We start from the raw sequence: 16,653 nt of genomic DNA, 5'->3' as shown, positions 1-16,653 counted from the left end.
GCGGGTCCTCTTCGGGAGGGGTCGGCAGGGCTCAGGCGGGCGGGAGTGCGCCGCGGGAGGTGAGCAGGTCGGTCACGGCGGGGAGGTCGCGGAACGCGGCGGCGACGTCGGCCGGGCCGGCCACGCGGTGGGCGTTCACCGCGAGGTAGCGGCGCACCGCGTCGTCGAAGGCCGATGCGCCGACCCGCCGTCGGGCCTCGAGCAGCGTGGCGGCGCCCTGGACGTAGACGCCGTCCTCGTAGCGGCCGAAGCGGTCGCCCCACGCGGTCATGGGGTCGCCGAGCCGGCCGTCGAGCCGGTCGGGGACCGCGGCGAGGGAGTACTCGTCGGGCCGGCCGGTCGCGACCGCCTCGGCCCACGTCGCGAACGCCTCGTCCATCCACGGGTGCAGGCCCTGGTCGTTGCCGACCAGGGCGTAGAACCACTGGTGGGCCAGCTCGTGGGTGGCCAGGCCCGCCAGGTCGCCCGGGCGCGTGTCCCCGAACTGCAGCGCGCCGGGGTACTCGATGCCCGACGACTGCCCGGGCGCCAGCGCGACCCAGAGGTCGGGGTACGGGAACGGCCCGAGGAGCGGCTCGAGGCGGCCGATCGCGGTGTCGAGCTCGGCCACCCAGCGGTCGGGGTCGGTGCGGGTCCCCGTGAGCAGGAACAGGTGCAGGCGGGTGCCGGCGATGTCCCGCTCGACGACCTCGTACGGGCCGACGGCCACCGCGACGTCGCGGACGGTGTCGGCGGCGAAGCGGTGGGTCGTCCGCCCTCCGGCATCGGTCGTGCCCGATGCGCGGCCGACGCCGGACACCGCGAGGCCGCGGGGCGCGGTCACCTCCAGCGAGCGCAGCGTGAACTCCTCGGACACCGCGTTCTCGCCGGCGACGGACGCGGCCGGGGTACGGGACCACCCCTGCCCACGCACCCACGCGAGCAGCGGGAAGGCGGATCCGAACCACGCGACGCCGCGGGACGAGCCGAGCCGGTCGTCGGCGTCGGGTCCCAGCGTCAGCGTGAAGCCGAGATCGGCGGTCACGGTCCGACCGGCGGGCACGCAGGACGGCAACGGCAGGGACACGAGCGTGCCCGGCGCGCCGGCGGGGGCACCGGCCGCCTCGACGCGCGGCGCGACCGGGGCGCCGTCGACCGCCGCGGCGTCGACCCGCAGCGAGCTGCCCTCCCCGGCCGACACCGGCGCGTTGGGCCACGCCCGCAAAACCACCTCGCAGATCGGGGCGTCGGGGGTGAACACGACGCGCTCGCGACCGGTCGCGCCACGGAGGTCGTCGGCGAGATCGAACGCCAGGGACACGACGGGCCGGGCGGGATCGGGGTCCGCCCGCGGGGCGGCGGAGGGGCCCGGCGAGCACGCGACCAGCAGCGTCAGCAGGGCCGCGACGACGGCGGCCCGCCTCACGTGGTCACCGTGGCCACGAGGTCGTGCGCCAGGTCCCGGGCGTCGTGGACGGGGAGCCCGACGTCGGTGAACCAGTCGGCGGTGGCCTCGGGGTGCGGCCCGACGACGCCCACCCGCCCGGTCCCGTACGCGGCGACGAGGGCGGCGGCCTCACCGCCGGGGTACCGGGCCAGGACGTCGGTCCCGCCGGGGCCGGTGAACCGGGCCCCGTCCTGGAAGAAGAGCGTCCGGCGGTGACCGCGCCAGTGCACGTCGACGAGGGTGTCGACGTCGGCGTCGTCCAGGGTCGCGTGCGGGGACGTGACGTACCGGTCGGTGTCGCCGGGCAGCAGCCCCAGCCCCGGTCCCCGTCCGGCGAGGTAGGCGCCGAGGCAGAAGCCCACGTAGGCCCCGCCGTCCGACACCCAGCCGCGCAGCAGGCGCCGGTGCCGCCGCAGGTGCCGCCACGCGTGCCTCAGGGTCCCGCCGCCGGGCTGGGCGTAGAGCGCGGCCCCGGCGAGGACGTCCGCCTCCAGCGGGCGCTCGCCGCCCGGACCCACCGTGGCGACGTCGAACCCGTGCGCGGCGAGCAGCGTCGCCACCGCCTCCGGGCAGCCCGGCAGCGTGGCGGGGCCGACGTGGACGAGCGCGAGGCTCACGCGGCCACCGCCTCGGCGGGGATCCCGCACGACCGGCTCCCGGCCGCGAGGTGCTCGCCCTTCATGACGAGGCTGAGCGGACCGAGCTCCGCGCCCGGGCCGACCCGGCCGTCGTACAGGACGATCGAGCGGTCGCCGACGGTCGCGCCCGCCTCGACGCGCACCGTCGACAGCTTCATGACGCGGTCCTCGAAGAGGTGGGTCTGCAGCGAGGCCTCGCGGCCGACCGCGGCGTCGTCGCCGACGTCGACGAGGTCGAACTCGGTGAGGTAGGTCGTCCCCAGCCAGACCCGGCGCCCGATGCGCGCGCCGAACAGCCGCAGCGCCCCGGGCAGGAACGGAGTGCCGGAGAGCAGGTCCAGACCCGCCGGCACCGCGGCCGCCTCGTAGAGCCCCGTCACGAACTCCGAGCGCCGCACGAACTCGTCCCACAGCGGGGCGGTACGGGGGCGATAGGTCCCGAGGACGTGGTGCTTCACCGCCGCGACGTAGCCGATCACCAGCGCGGAGGCCGCGGCGGCGAGGAACGGGGCCACGAGGGCCGGGACCCAGAGCGGCTGACCACCGGCGACCGAGGAGAGCACCGTGAGGTGGAGGTAGACGGCGAGTCCGAGCAGCGACGCCGGCAGCGAGGCGCGGACGAACTCGACCGCGAGACGCTGCCGCACCCGTCGTCGGGACGGCCGGAACGTCTCCGAGTCGGGGTGGGGCTCGGAGACCTCGCGCCGGGGCAGGTGGATCGCGGGGGAGCCGAGCCAGGACGAGTCGCGGTCGACCACGGCCGGCGGCGCGGTCGCCACGCCGACCAGCGAACCGCTCTCCGCCCGGGTCCCGCCGGGCAGGAGGGCGGCGTTCCCGACGAAGGCCCGTTCCCCGACCAGTGTCGGGCGCAGCAGCATCCGCCCGCGGGCGAACACGGCGCTCCCGACCCCCGCCATGTCGGCGACGAAGCTGCCGGCGCCGAGGTCGAGCAGGTCGGGGTCGACGTGAGCGACGGTGGAGATCTCCGCGCCGGGGCCGATGCGGGCGCCGAGCAGCCGCATCCAGCCGGGCGTGTAGAGGGTCGCGTAGAGGGAGTTGGTGAACGTCAGCGAGTCGACGAGCAGGGCGTCGGCGAGCCACTTGCGCAGCCCGAGCCCGGAGCGGACCGGGTGCACGCCGACCGGGGTGCGGGGGAGGAGCAGCCGACGACCGCCCGCGACGACCGCGCAGACGGTGACCACGAACAGCGGCCCGGAGAGCAGCGTGGCGACGAGGCCGGCGAGCACGCCCCAGGCGAGCAACGCCGCCCAGACCGCGACGACGGTCGGGACGACCATGAGGACCGCGGCGGCCTCGAGGCCGATGACGCCCGCGACCGCCGGCCCGAGGTGGTACCAGCGCCAGCCCCGGGCCGGGCGGGCCCGGCCGATGGCGGCGAGCATCGGGTCGGTGCTCGCGGCGGGCACCGGGGGCGACCCCGCCACGACGGCGCCGTCCGGCACGCACGCGTCACGGGAGAGCACGGACTGCTCGCCGATCACCGCGTCGACGCCCACGACGGACCCCGAGGCGAGGACGGTGCCCGTCCCGACGACGGCGCGCTCGCCGACCGTGATCCTCCCGACCTCGACCCGGCCGCCGCGGACCTGCCACGGGCGCAGCGAGACGCCGTAGCCGAGGGAGGCGTCGTCGCCGAGGTGCAGCAGGGACGGGGCGCTGACGGCGGCGGACGCGAGGTGGACCCGGCGTCCGACGCGGGCTCCGAGGAGGCGGAGGTAGGGAGCCGCGAACGGGCCGCCCGCGAGCACGGGCAGCGGCGAGAGCCGCACCAGCAGGTCGACCGCCCACAGCCGGAGGTACACCGCGCCCCACAGGCGGTACGTGCCCGGGCGCAGGAACAGCGTGAGCGGCCGGACGAGCAGCACCGGCAGCACCCAGCGGACACCGAGGTAGGTCGCGGTGCCGGCGGCGAGGATCTCGAGCAGCACCGCCGGCGAGACGACGCCGTCGTTCCACCAGTAGACGACGGACGCGGGCAGGGTCAGGGCGAGCAGCACGAGGTAGAGGGCGACCGCCTGTGCCCCGCCGGCAGCGGCCACGCGCCCGCCGGCGTGCCGCAGCGGTGGCTCGGCCGGGACGGCGGTCGCGGGGCGGTCGTGCAGGACGGCGGCGAGCCCGCGCACGTCGGGATGGGCGTAGAGGTCCCGGACGGCGACCGCGAAGCCCGCCTCGCGCAGGGCGGTCACCACGCGGGCGGCGAGCAGCGAGTGGCCGCCCAGGTCGTCGAAGAAGTCCGCCGTCGCGGGAACCGTCCGCAGGCCGAGCACCGACGCCATCACGTCGGCGATCCGCGACTCCGGGCCGGGGGCGGGGGCGTCGCCGACGACGGTCGCCCCGACGAACCGGGACCCCGTGGGCGGGGGCAGCGCGGACCGGTCGACCTTGCCGCCGGCCTGGGTGGGGAGCGCGTCGAGGACGTCGAGGGTGGCCGGGACCATGTAGGACGGCAGGCGGTCGGCGGCCACGGCGTGCAGGCGGTGCCGTCGGGCGTCCGGGTCCGCGACGCCGCCGGCGGGAGCCACCACGTACGCGGCGAGTTCCCCGGAGGCCGCGTCGAGGGCCACGACGGCCGCCCCCACCTCGTGGTCGGCGAGCAGCACGCTCTCGATCTCACCGAGGTCGACGCGGTGGCCGCGCACCTTGACCTCGGCGTCGGCCCGGCCGAGGTAGACGATCTCGCCGTGCTCGTCGAGCCGCCCCAGGTCGCCGGTGCGGTAGACGCGTTCGCCGGTCTCCGGGTGCACCACGAACTTGTCGGCGGTGAGCTCGGGCCGACCCAGGTAGCCCAGCGCCACGCCGGGTCCGCCGAGCGTGATCTCCCCGACCGCGCCGTCGGCGACCCGCGGATGGTCCGGGTCGTCGGGGTCGGTGAGCTCCGCGGTGTACGTCGGCAGGGGGCGGCCGATCGTGACGGGGTGCCCGGGGCGGAGCTCGCACCAGGTGGCCGTGACCGTGGCCTCGGTGGGCCCGTAGGTGTTGAGCAGGCGGCGGCCGGGTCGGGCCCAGCGCTCCACGATCGCGCCGGGGCAGGCCTCGCCGCCCACCAGCACGGTGCGCAGGTCCGGCAGTGCGGTCGGCACCGTGGCGAGCAGGGTCGGCACGGCGCACAGCACGGTGATCCGGTGCGTGGCGAGGTGCTCGCCCAGGTCGGCCCCGAAGGCGCGCTCGTCGTCGGGACCCGCGACCACGGTCGCGCCCACCGCCCAGGCGGACCAGATCTCCTCGATCGAGAAGTCGAAGGAGATCGTCATGCCCTGGTGCACGCGGTCGTCGGGCCGGACGTCGTAGACGGTCGGGATGACGCCGAGGAAGTTGGCGATGCTCGCGTGGGAGACCGCGACGCCCTTGGGCCGGCCGCTGGAGCCGGAGGTGAAGATGACGTACGCGGTCCCGACGTCGGGTCGCGGGGCCGGTCGGGCGGGGTCCGCGGCGGCGAGCTCGTCGGCGGCCTCGTCGAGCACGACGGCGGTGGCCCCCCTGACCCGGTCCGCGAGCGCGCGGACGGTGACCACGACGGCCACCTCGGCGTCGTCGACCACGTGCGCCACCCGGTCGGCGGGGGACCCGGGGTCGAGCGGCACGAGGGTGGCCCCGGCCTTGAGGACCCCGAGGATCGCGACGTAGGTCCGGCCGGAGCGGGGCAGCAGGACCGCCACCCGGTCCCCGACCCCGACGCCGCGGCCGGCCAGCAGGTGGGCGAGCCGGTTGGCCCGCGCGTCCAGGTCGCCGTAGCTGACGGCCTCGCCGTCGGCCTCGACCGCGGTGCGCCCGGGCGACCGGTCCGCGATCGCCTCGAAGAAGCCCTCCATGCGTCCCGGGCCGGTGGCCGGGTCGGACGGGGGCGGGCAGGGGGAAACGTGCGTGGTCACCGTCGCGCCTCCGGGCGCCCCCGGTCCGGGGGCGGTGGGAATCGTGACGGACGGCTCGCGACGCCGGTGGTGTCCACGCGGCGAACGTCCGAGTGTTCAGGGCGTCGCGACGGTCACCCGTCGTCGACCGCGGGGCGGATCGCCACACGATCGTGCAGGCAAACGTCACTCGGTCGTGGCGCGGGCATCACGCGTGGTCAGGCCTGCGGGGTCGCGTCCCGGTAGACGCAGGTGAGCTTCGCGGTGCAGACCCGCCGGCCCTCGTCGTCGGAGATCACGATCTCGAACGTCCCGACCGTCTTCCCGACCGACGCCGGCGTGCACACCGCCGTGACCAGGCCGGACAGGGCCGACCGGTGGTGGGTGCAGGAGAGCTCGAGGCCGACGGGGCGACGCTCCCCGACGCGGTTCAGGTACGCCGCGGTCGACCCGATCGTCTCCGCGAGGACCGCGCTGGCGCCGCCGTGCAGCAGGCCGAAGGGCTGGCGGTTGCCGGCGACCGGCATCGTGCCGACCACCCGCGCAGGATCCCACTCGGTGATCTCGATGCCCATCTTCGTCCCGAGCTGCTCGTCGGGGTACGCGACCTCGAGCTCGGGGACGGCCTGCTGTTCCGGGGACTGTGCCACGGCTGCACCCTAGGGACGTCGGGCGAGACCGTCGGACCCCCCTGGCAGACTCGGCGACGTGGCTGGGACGACGACCGCAAGCAAGCCCTCGACGACGCCGGGGGACGAGGCCGGGGGCGCGCGCCTGCTGCTGCTCGACGGGCACTCGCTGGCCTACCGCGCGTTCTTCGCGCTGCCGGTGGAGAACTTCACTACCACGTCGGGGCAGAAGACGAACGCGGTCTACGGCTTCACGTCGATGCTGATCAACCTGCTGCGCGACGAGGCGCCCACCCACGTCGGCGTGGCCTTCGACGTCTCGCGGCAGAGCTTCCGGTCCGAGACCTACGCGGCCTACAAGGCCAACCGCAGCGCGACGCCCGACGAGTTCCGCGGCCAGGTCGACCTGATCAAGGACATCCTCGCCACGCTGCACATCCCGGTGATCACGCGGGAGGGCTACGAGGCGGACGACGTGATCGCCACGCTGACCACCCAGGCGGTCGCCGAGGGCATGCGGGTGGCCATCTGCACCGGCGACCGGGACGCGTTCCAGCTGGTCACCGACCAGGTCACCGTGCTCTACCCACGCAAGGGCGTGTCCGACCTCGTGCGCTACACCCCCGAGGCGGTGCAGGAGCGGTACACGCTCACCCCGGAGCAGTACCCGGACTTCGCGGCGCTGCGCGGCGACCCCAGCGACAACCTCCCGAGCATCCCGGGCGTGGGGGAGAAGACCGCCCAGAAGTGGGTGCGCGAGTTCGGCAGTCTCGACGCGCTCGTCGAGCGGGTCGACGAGGTCCGTGGCAAGGCGGGCGACGCGCTGCGCGAGCACCTGTCGTCGGTGGTGCTGAACCGCCAGCTCACCGAGCTGGTGCGCGACGTCGAGCTCGACGTCTCCCCGCCCGAGCTGGAGGCCCGGGCCTGGGACCGGGACGCCGTGCACCGGCTGTTCGACGAGCTGGAGTTCCGGGTCCTGCGCGAGCGGCTCTTCTCCACGCTGCAGTCCGCCGAGCCGGAGGCCGACGAGGGCTTCGAGGTGCGCGGCGCCGCGCTGGAGCCGGGCGCGGTCCCGGCGTGGCTCGACGCGCACGCCCGCGACGGCCGCCGCGCCGGGCTGGGCTTCAGGGGCACCTGGTCGCACGGCACGGGCGACCTCGAGGGCGTCGCGATCGCCGCGGCCGACGGCGAGACCACCTACGTCGACGCCCGCGCCCTCACCCCCGAGGACGAGACCGCGCTCGCCGCCTGGCTCGCCGATTCGGAGGTGCCCAAGGCGGGCCACGAGATCAAGGGGCCGCTGCACGCGGTGCGGGCCCGGGGCTGGCAGCTCGGGGGCGTCACCAGCGACACGGCGCTCGCCGCCTACCTCGCCCGGCCGGGGGAGCGCAGCTTCGACCTGGCCGACCTCGCGCTGCGCTACCTGCGCCGGGAGCTGCGCGTCGAGGGGCCGTCGTCCGCCGGCGGCGACCAGCTCACGCTCGACGGCGGCGAGGAGGAGGCCGACGCGACGCTCGCGCAGACCGAGATGCTGCGGGCCCGGGCGGTGGCCGACCTCGCCGACAAGCTCGACTCCGACCTCGAGGAGCTCGGCGGCACGGCCCTGCTCACCGACCTCGAGCTGCCGCTGCTCGCCGTGCTGGCCGACCTCGAGGCCGCCGGGGTGGCGGTCGACGTGTCGGCGCTGCAGGACCTCGAGTCGCAGTTCGGCGGCCGGGTCCAGGCCGCGGCGCAGTCGGCGTACGACGTGATCGGCAAGGAGATCAACCTCGGCTCGCCGAAGCAGCTGCAGGTGGTGCTGTTCGACGAGCTGCAGATGCCGAAGACCAAGCGCACCAAGACCGGCTACACCACCGACGCCGACGCGCTGCAGACGCTGAACGAGACCAACCCCCACCCGTTCCTCGAGCACCTGCTCGAGCACCGCGACGCCACGCGGCTGCGGGTGACGGTGAAGGGCCTGCTCGACTCGGTCTCCGACGACGGGCGCATCCACACCACGTTCAACCAGACCATCGCGCGCACCGGCCGGCTCTCCTCCACCGAGCCGAACCTGCAGAACATCCCGGTGCGCACCGAGGCCGGGCGGCGCATCCGCGACACGTTCGTCGTCGGGGCCGACTCGGCCGACGGGGCCTACGCCGAGCTGATGACCGCGGACTACGCGCAGATCGAGATGCGGATCATGGCGCACCTCTCGGTCGACGCGGAGCTCATCGAGTCGTTCAAGTCCGGCGAGGACTTCCACTCGGTCACCGCGGCGAAGGTGTTCGGGGTCGCCGAGAACGAGGTGAGCCAGGGTCAGCGCGCGAAGATCAAGGCGATGAACTACGGGCTCGCCTACGGCCTGTCCGCGTACGGCCTGTCCGCCCAGCTCCGCACCTCCACCGACGAGGCCAAGGAGCTGATGGAGGACTACTTCGCCCGGTTCGGCGGGGTGCGCGACTACCTGCACCAGGTGGTCGACCAGGCGCGCAAGGACGGCTACACCAGCTCGATCCTCGGCCGCCGCCGCTACCTGCCCGACCTCACCAGCGACAACCGCCAGCGGCGCGAGATGGCCGAGCGGATGGCGCTCAACGCCCCCATCCAGGGCAGCGCGGCCGACATCGTCAAGGTCGCGATGCTCGGGGTGCACGCGGCGCTGCGGGACGAGGGGCTGCGCAGCCGGATGCTGCTCCAGGTGCACGACGAACTCGTGCTCGAGGTGGCGCCGGGGGAGCGCGAGCAGGTGACCGAGCTGGTGCGCCGCGAGATGGGGGCGGCGTTCGCGCTCGACGTGCCGCTCGAGGTGTCGGTCGGGTTCGGGCGGTCCTGGGACCAGGCGGCGCACTGAACATCGGGCCAGGACTGGTACGCGGCGGTACCGGGCGCTAGGGTGGTACGCATGAGTACCGCGGACGGGGCCACCCCGGAGCACCTGGACGTCGTCATCGTCGGCGCGGGCCTGTCGGGCATCGGCACGGCCTGCCACCTGACCACCGAGCACCCGCAGCGCTCGTACGCGATCCTCGAGGCGCGCGACGACCTCGGCGGCACGTGGAGCCTGTTCCGGTACCCGGGCATCCGCTCGGACTCCGACATGCACACGCTCGGCTTCCGGTTCCGCCCGTGGCCCGACTCGGTCGCGCTCGCCGACGGGCCGTCGATCCTGCAGTACGTCCGCGACACCGCCGAGGAGTACGGCGTCGACTCCCACATCCGCTACGGGCGCCGGGTCACCGCCGCCGCCTGGTCGAGCGCGGAGCAGCGCTGGACGCTGACCGTCTCGAGCGCGGCCGGCGAGGAGCGGGTGACGTGCTCGTTCCTGCTGTGGTGCTCGGGCTACTACCGCTACGACCAGGGCTACACGCCCGACTTCCCCGGCATCGAGAACTTCGGCGGCACCGTCGTCCACCCGCAGCTGTGGGACCCGGAGCTGGACTACGCGGACAAGAAGGTCGTCGTCATCGGCTCGGGTGCCACGGCGGTGACGCTGGTCCCGGCGATGACCACGGGCGAGGGCCGCGCCGCGCACGTCACGCAGCTGCAGCGCACCCCGAGCTACGTCCTCTCGATCGGGCGCACCGACCCGGTGGCGGAGACCCTGTCGCGTTGGCTGCCCGCGAGGATCGCCGACCCGATCGTCCGCGCGAAGAACATCGCCCAGCTCATCGCGCTGTACCAGATCTCGCAGCGTTTCCCGGGCTTCATGAAGAGCGTGCTGCGCAAGCAGGCTGCGGCCCGGCTGCCCGAGGGCTACGAGGTCGACACGCACTTCAACCCGCCGTACGACCCGTGGGACCAGCGCATGTGCATGGTCCCGAACGGCGACCTGTTCACGGCGATCCGGCGCGGCGACGCGGACATCGTCACCGATCGCATCGAGACCTTCACCGAGCACGGGATCCGGCTGCAGTCCGGGCAGGAGCTCGAGGCCGACATCGTGGTCACGGCCACCGGCCTGAACCTGCAGATGTTCGGCGGCGCGACGCTCACCGTCGACGACGAGCCGGTCAAGCTCCCCGACACCATGGCCTACAAGGGCATGATGCTCTCGGGCGTGCCGAATCTCGTGTTCATGATCGGCTACACGAACGCGTCCTGGACGCTCAAGGTCGACCTCGTCGCCGAGTACTTCTGCCGCCTGCTGCGCTGGATGGACGCCCACGGCAAGGCCGTGGCCACCCCGGAGCGCGACCCGGCGGTCGAGGAGCGCCCGCTGCTCGACTTCGAGGCCGGCTACGTGCAGCGCTCGATCCACGAGCTGCCCCGCGGCGGCGACCGCAAGCCGTGGGCCCTGGCCATGAACTACGCGATCGACGCGGTGGCCCTCCGTCGTGGCGACCTGGAGGAGGGCATGCGCTTCGAGCCGGAGCGCGCCACGATCCCGGCGTGACGACGACGGTCGGGATTCATGCACCGGGCGCGATGGGCACCGCCCTCGCCCGGTGCCTGCGGGCGGGCGGCCACGAGGTCCTGACGACGGCCGCGGGCCGCTCGCCCGCGACGGCCCGGCGGCTGGCCGAGGCCGGCGTCCCCGACGCCGGGTCGCTCGACGCGGTGGTCGCCGGCGCCACGGTGGTGGTCAGCGTGGTGCCGCCCGGGCAGGCGCGGGAGGCCGCCGACGCGATCGCGGCGGCCTGCGCGCGCACCGGGGCGCGTCCCCTCGTGATCGAGGCGAACGCGGTGGCGCCGGAGACGGTCACGGCGATCGCCGCCGGCCTGCCGACCGACCTGGTCGACGCGGCGGTCTCCGGACCGCCGCCCGCGCCCGACACGGCGTCGCCGACCCGCGTCTTCCTGGCGGGGGAGCGGGCCGACGAGGTCGCCGCGCTGGAGGTCCCGGGGGTGGCGTGGGTGGTCCTCGGTGCGACGCCCGGAGCGGCCAGCGCGGCGAAGATGTGCACCGCCTCCGTGCGCAAGGGCTTCACCGGCCTGCTGGCCCAGGCGCTCGTCACCGCCGAGCACCACGGCGTCCTCGACGAGGTCCTCGCCGACCTGCGCCTCGACTTCCCGACGGCGGGTCCGGGCCCGGCCGCCGCTGCGGCGACGAAGGCCTGGCGGTTCGTGGACGAGATGACCGCGATCGCCGACACGCAGGAGGCGGCCGGCCTGACCCGCGCGCTCTTCGACGCCTACGCGCAGGTCTACCGCGACCTCGCGACCAGCGAGTACGGCCACCGGCGGCCGGAGGACCTCCCCGCGACACCCGACGTCGGGAACCTCCGGCCGCGGGACCCCGGGCCCTAGGCCGACCGGAGCCCGGCCGCGGGCCGGACCTCCCACAGCGTCCACAGCGGGCGGTAGCCGACGCGGGGCCAGAACACCGAGGACAGCGGGTTCGGCGGGTTGTAGTAGAGGTAGGTCCCGCGGACCGGCAGGCCCGAGTCGGTCGTCTCCAGCTCGGGCAGGGCCGCCGCGACGAGCCGGTGCCCGACGCCGCTGCCGCGTTCCGCGGAGGTGACCGAGGCGCAGTTGACGTAGCCCCAGGCCCCGGCCGGCAGCAGACCGGCCAGCCACGTGCCCGGCGTCGACTCGGCGCGCCCGCACTCCATCATCCCGACGGGCCGGTCGCGCCGGAGGGCGATCCAGGTCGGTTCGCCGCGGCCGAGCCGGTCGCGCAGGGTCGTGCGCTTGACCGCCTCCGCGTCGGCGCGCACCAGCGAACCGCCGACCTGGCTGGAGTAGGCCAGCTCCTCCATGGCGAGCCGGACGCAGGCGTCGAGGTCGTCGGCGCCGGCCCGGCGGACCTCGAGCGTCGGGTCCGGGGGCGGCGCGGGCAGTGCGGCGGGCGGGCGGATCGCGAGGACCGCCAGGGGCACGAGCCCGTGGTCGAGGAACACCCGGGTCGCCACCACGTCACGGCTGGGCCAGGTCACGGTGGCCGCGGAGTCCGGTTCGCGCAGCACGGCGGGCAGCAGGCGCCCCCGCCAGGCCTCGACCAGGGCGTGCAGTGGCGCGTGCCCGGCGGCGCCGACCACCGGGTGCAGCTCGGAGACCTGGGCGGCCGACCACAGCAGGGGACCGCTGCCGGCGGGCCACGTGTGGTGGGTGACGACGCCCGCCACCCGCTGCGGGGGCGTCCCGACGACGACGATGTCGCCCGGCGGAGGAGCGACGGCCTCCGGCAGCCGCGGGTCGAGCGCGGCGAAGCGACGGCGCTGCACCTCGAGCAGGTCGGCGAGGACCCGGGCGGGCGCCTCCGGGGCGGTCCGGGCCGCGTGGCGGGGCATCAGTCCGGCAGCCGGCAGCGGAAGATCGCGGTGCCGGGGAACAGCGCGCCCCGCATCGGGGACCACTGCCCCCACACGTCCGTGAGGCCCGCGGGCCACTCCGGCTCCACCAGACCGTCGAGCACGAAGCCGGCGCCGACGACCTCGGCGATCCGGTCGCCCAGGGTGCGGTGGTGCTCGACGTAGGTGGCGTGGCCGTCGTCGTCGAACTCGGCGTAGCCGGTGCGGTCGAAGTACGAGTGGACGACGGTCAGGCCGTCCTCGCCGGGGTCGTCCGGGAAGATCCACCGCAGCGGGTGGTTCACGGCGAACACCCACCGGCCACCGGGGCGCAGCACCCGCGCGACCTCGCCCATGAGCGCCGCCGAGTCGGCCACGAAGGGGACGGCCCCGAAGGCCGAGCAGGCGAGGTCGAACCCGTCGTCGGGAAAGGGGAGCCGGCCGCCGTCGGCCTGGACGAGCGGCACCGCGGTCCCGGTCCGCCGCGACGCGGCCCGCGCCTCGCGGAGCATGCCCGCCGAGAGGTCGAGCCCGACCGCGTGGGCCCCCTGGTCGACCAGCCAGCGCGAGCAGGAGGCCGCGCCGCACCCGATCTCGAGCACCCGCGCGCCGACGAGCCCGGCCACGGGGCCGAGCAGGTGCGCGTCGGCCTCCCGGAGCCGCTCCGGGCACCAGACGAAGTCGGCGTCGCCGAGGAACGCGCCGTGCTCGGCCTGGTAGGCCGCCGCGTCGGCGTCCCACCAGGCGCGGGAGGCCGCGACGGACTCCGCGTCCCCGACCGCACCGGCGCTCATGGGCGGCATCCTGACACGGCGTCCGGACATCTCCGACACGCCGGGCGGGCCGCGTGGTGTGACCCGTTTGCCGGTCCGTCGGGCGGGTGGATACGATGGTGGTCCACGTCAGTGGTCTCGCCCTGTCCGGTCGGCTCCGGTGGGCAGCGATCCCCTCGGTCCCCGCGGGTCCGATCTGAGCGTCAGGACGACGTCCGCCCTCGTGGGTCACGAACACGTCCACCCGACCGAGACCTGCCCATCCCGGAGCCATCCACCGTATGTCCATCGACACCCACACCGCCCCGAGCCACAGCAGCCCGCAGGTTGCTGTCAACGACATCGGGTCGGAAGAGGACTTCCTCGCTGCCATCGACGAGACGATCAAGTACTTCAACGATGGTGACATCGTCGAAGGCACCATCGTCAAGGTCGACCGCGACGAGGTCCTTCTCGACATCGGCTACAAGACCGAGGGCGTCATCCCCTCGCGTGAACTGTCGATCAAGCACGATGTCGACCCCAACGAAGTCGTCGCCGTCGGCGACGAGGTCGAAGCCCTCGTCCTCCAGAAGGAGGACAAGGAGGGCCGGCTGATCCTGTCCAAGAAGCGTGCGCAGTACGAGCGCGCCTGGGGCACGATCGAGCAGCTCAAGGACAACGACGAGCCGGTCAAGGGCACCGTCATCGAGGTCGTCAAGGGTGGTCTCATCCTCGACATCGGCCTCCGCGGCTTCCTCCCCGCGTCGCTGGTCGAGATGCGCCGCGTCCGCGATCTCCAGCCGTACGTCGGCAAGGAGATCGAGGCCAAGATCATCGAGCTGGACAAGAACCGCAACAACGTGGTCCTGTCCCGCCGCGCGTGGCTGGAGCAGACCCAGTCCGCCGTGCGCAGCGAGTTCCTCAACCAGCTCGCGAAGGGCCAGATCCGCAAGGGTCAGGTCTCCTCGATCGTCAACTTCGGCGCGTTCGTCGACCTCGGCGGGGTCGACGGTCTGGTCCACGTGTCCGAGCTGTCCTGGAAGCACATCGACCACCCCTCCGAGGTCGTCGAGGTCGGCCAGGAGGTCACGGTCGAGGTCCTCGACGTCGACCTGGACCGCGAGCGCGTCTCGCTGTCGCTCAAGGCGACGCAGGAGGACCCCTGGCGCCAGTTCGCCCGGACCCACCAGATCGGCCAGATCGTGCCCGGCAAGGTCACGAAGCTCGTGCCGTTCGGTGCGTTCGTCCGCGTCGACGAGGGCATCGAGGGCCTGGTCCACATCTCCGAGCTGGCCGAGCGCCACGTCGAGGTGCCGGAGCAGGTCGTCCAGGTCGGCAACGACGTCATGGTCAAGGTCATCGACATCGACCTCGACCGTCGCCGCATCTCGCTCTCGCTGAAGCAGGCGAACGAGGGCATGACGCCGGAGACCGAGTTCGACCCGGCGCTGTACGGCATGGGCGCCGAGTACGACGACGCCGGCAACTACATCTACCCGGAGGGCTTCGACCCCGACTCCGGGGAGTGGCGCGAGGGCTTCGAGTCCCAGCGCGAGGAGTGGGAGCGCCAGTACCAGGCGGCGTACGCCCGCTACCAGCAGCACATCGCGCAGCTGCAGCGCACCGCGGAGCAGGAGGCGGAGGCCGCCGAGGCGGCCCCGGCCAACTACTCCTCGGGCGGCCCGGAGGACGAGTCCGCCGAGCCGCGTGACGACGACGACCCGGGCCAGGGCCCGCCGTCGCAGTCCGGTGCCGGCTCGCTCGCGAGCGACGCGCAGCTCGCCGCCCTGCGGGAGAAGCTCTCGGGGAACTGATCACCCCGAGCGCCTGACCGTGCTCGTCGACGGGCCCTCACCCCAGCCGGGGTGGGGGCCCGTCGTCGTGTCGGGCGTGCCTCGATCGAGGCCGTCTAGTACCTTCCGTCCCACAAGTCACAGCAGTCACAGGGGGTCGGAATGTTCGCGTGGCGTCGTCGGCCGGGTCGGCACCGTCTCGGGTCCGCCGGTCTGACCTGGGCGCGGGAGCACGGTCCCGTCGCCGCCGCGCTCGCCGTGCCCGCGGTCTCGCGGCGCGGCCTGTTCGAGACCTTCTTCGCGACGCCGAGGCACACGGCTCTCGCGTGAGCGCGCCCGGGCGCGCGCCGCGACGGGACGATCACGGCTGGGGCAGACTGCGCACGTGCTGCGTGTGGGACTGACCGGTGGGATCGGGGCGGGCAAGTCGACGGTGGCCTCCGAGCTCGCCTCGCTGGGCGCCGTGGTCGTGGACTCCGACAAGATCGCCCGCGAGGTGGTCGAGCCGGGCACCGAGGGCCTGGCCGCCGTGGTCGAGGCGTTCGGCGAGGAGGTCCTCGACGCCGAGGGCGCGCTCGACCGGCCGGCCCTGGGGAAGATCGTCTTCAACGACGACGAGGCCCGGCAGCGGCTGAACGGCATCCTGCACCCGCGGATCGGGCGTCGGACCGGCGAGCTGGTCGCCGCGGCGCCGGACGACGCGGTCCTGGTGCACGACGTGCCCCTGCTCGTGGAGAACGGCATGGGCGCGGCGTTCGCGCTCGTCGTCGTGGTGGACGCACCGGAGGACGTGCGCGTGGAGCGCCTCGGGCGGACCCGGGGCATGGCCGAGGACGACGCCCGCTCCCGCATCCGGGCACAGGCGACGACCGACGCCCGCCGGGCCGCCGCGGACGTCTGGATCGACAACGTGGGCTCGGAGGAGGACGTCCGCGCGGGGGTCCGGTCGCTGTGGTCGGACCGGCTGGTGCCGTTCGAGGCCGCGATCCGGGCCGGGACGGCGACGCCGTGGCCCGACGAGCCCGTCGACCCCGATCCGACGTGGCCGGAGCAGGGCCGCCGGCTCGCCGCACGCCTGGTGCTCGCGGGTCGGGACGGGGTCGACCGGGTGGAGCACGTGGGCCCGACGGCGACGCCGGGGGAGTCCGCGCCGGACGTCATCGACCTGCTGGTGCACGCTGCGGCGGACCCCGGGGAGCTGGCGGACGCGTTCGGCGGGATCGGCTTCCCCGCGGTGGGGGACGGCCGGTTCGGCGGCGCCGACCCGGCGCGGCCGGTGCGGGTGACGGTGCAGCGGGCCTGACCCGCCCCGACCCGCCCCGACCCGT

General features: G+C 74.6%; 11 protein-coding genes. 5 read left to right on the top strand and 6 right to left on the bottom strand.

Annotation, left to right across the window (positions count from 1 at the left end; all coding sequences use genetic code 11):
* Nucleotides 1-31: 31 nt before the first annotated feature.
* The 4 genes from LN037_RS25025 to LN037_RS25010 form a co-directional block, all read right to left on the bottom strand.
* Nucleotides 32-1,405, bottom strand: coding sequence for a M1 family aminopeptidase (locus tag LN037_RS25025; RefSeq protein ID WP_230758572.1), 1,374 nt, complete (start codon nucleotides 1,403-1,405; stop codon nucleotides 32-34).
* Nucleotides 1,402-2,043 (bottom strand): BPL-N domain-containing protein, encoded by a 642-nt coding sequence (locus LN037_RS25020; protein ID WP_230758570.1) that lies wholly within the window; start codon nucleotides 2,041-2,043, stop codon nucleotides 1,402-1,404. Before LN037_RS25020 ends, LN037_RS25025 begins: the two co-directional genes overlap by 4 nt.
* On the bottom strand, nucleotides 2,040-5,954 hold the full coding sequence (locus LN037_RS25015) for a Pls/PosA family non-ribosomal peptide synthetase (protein ID WP_230758568.1): 3,915 nt from the start codon (nucleotides 5,952-5,954) through the stop codon (nucleotides 2,040-2,042). Before LN037_RS25015 ends, LN037_RS25020 begins: the two co-directional genes overlap by 4 nt.
* A gap of 197 nt (nucleotides 5,955-6,151) precedes the next feature.
* Complete coding sequence (locus LN037_RS25010) at nucleotides 6,152-6,583, bottom strand: hotdog fold thioesterase (RefSeq protein WP_230758567.1); 432 nt, start codon at nucleotides 6,581-6,583, stop codon at nucleotides 6,152-6,154.
* Between the two features lie 58 nt (nucleotides 6,584-6,641).
* Between LN037_RS25010 and polA the strand changes: the two genes are divergently transcribed.
* Genes polA through LN037_RS24995 form a run of 3 tightly spaced genes read left to right on the top strand, consistent with a single transcriptional unit; the run spans nucleotide 6,642 to nucleotide 11,794 of the window.
* Nucleotides 6,642-9,398, top strand: coding sequence for a DNA polymerase I (gene polA, locus LN037_RS25005; protein WP_372460524.1), 2,757 nt, complete (start codon nucleotides 6,642-6,644; stop codon nucleotides 9,396-9,398).
* Between the two features lie 51 nt (nucleotides 9,399-9,449).
* Entirely contained in the window at nucleotides 9,450-10,940 is a 1,491-nt protein-coding gene (locus LN037_RS25000; RefSeq protein WP_230758566.1) for a flavin-containing monooxygenase, read from the top strand.
* Nucleotides 10,937-11,794: an NAD(P)-dependent oxidoreductase gene (locus LN037_RS24995; RefSeq protein WP_230758563.1), complete on the top strand. Its 858-nt coding sequence runs from the start codon at nucleotides 10,937-10,939 to the stop codon at nucleotides 11,792-11,794. The genes LN037_RS25000 and LN037_RS24995 overlap by 4 nt, the downstream gene beginning before the upstream one ends.
* Here the strand turns inward: LN037_RS24995 and LN037_RS24990 are convergent.
* Nucleotides 11,791-12,777 (bottom strand): GNAT family N-acetyltransferase, encoded by a 987-nt coding sequence (locus LN037_RS24990; protein ID WP_230758561.1) that lies wholly within the window; start codon nucleotides 12,775-12,777, stop codon nucleotides 11,791-11,793. The genes LN037_RS24995 and LN037_RS24990 overlap by 4 nt on opposite strands.
* Nucleotides 12,777-13,571, bottom strand: a complete 795-nt coding sequence (locus tag LN037_RS24985; protein WP_230758558.1) for a class I SAM-dependent methyltransferase — start codon at nucleotides 13,569-13,571, stop codon at nucleotides 12,777-12,779. Before LN037_RS24985 ends, LN037_RS24990 begins: the two co-directional genes overlap by 1 nt.
* Nucleotides 13,572-13,831: 260 nt before the next feature.
* On the opposite strand from LN037_RS24985, the gene rpsA reads away from it, so the two are divergent.
* Both rpsA and coaE read left to right on the top strand, forming a co-directional pair.
* The gene (gene rpsA / locus LN037_RS24980) at nucleotides 13,832-15,346 is read left to right on the top strand and encodes a 30S ribosomal protein S1 (RefSeq protein WP_230758556.1); all 1,515 of its coding nucleotides are present in this window, start codon (nucleotides 13,832-13,834) and stop codon (nucleotides 15,344-15,346) included.
* A 364-nt stretch (nucleotides 15,347-15,710) separates the two neighbouring features.
* A complete protein-coding gene (coaE, locus tag LN037_RS24975; RefSeq protein WP_230758554.1) occupies nucleotides 15,711-16,628 on the top strand; it encodes a dephospho-CoA kinase in 918 nt (305 codons plus the stop codon).
* The last annotated feature ends 25 nt before the right edge of the window (nucleotides 16,629-16,653 follow it).

The sequence above is a fragment of the Actinomycetospora soli genome (assembly GCF_021026295.1).
GTDB lineage: Bacteria > Actinomycetota > Actinomycetes > Mycobacteriales > Pseudonocardiaceae > Actinomycetospora > Actinomycetospora soli.
The sequence above is the reverse complement of the archived record's forward strand: the minus strand, read 5'-3'. Positions and strand labels throughout refer to the sequence as shown.

Bases quoted from the DNA above. Each gene is read 5' to 3' on its own strand.
- LN037_RS25000 (WP_230758566.1), top strand. From the start codon at position 9,450: ATGAGTACCGCGGACGGGGCCACCCCGGAGCACCTGGACGTCGTCATC.
- LN037_RS24990 (WP_230758561.1), bottom strand. From the start codon at position 12,777: ATGCCCCGCCACGCGGCCCGGACCGCCCCGGAGGCGCCCGCCCGGGTC.
- LN037_RS24985 (WP_230758558.1), bottom strand. From the start codon at position 13,571: ATGAGCGCCGGTGCGGTCGGGGACGCGGAGTCCGTCGCGGCCTCCCGC.
- rpsA (WP_230758556.1), top strand. From the start codon at position 13,832: ATGTCCATCGACACCCACACCGCCCCGAGCCACAGCAGCCCGCAGGTT.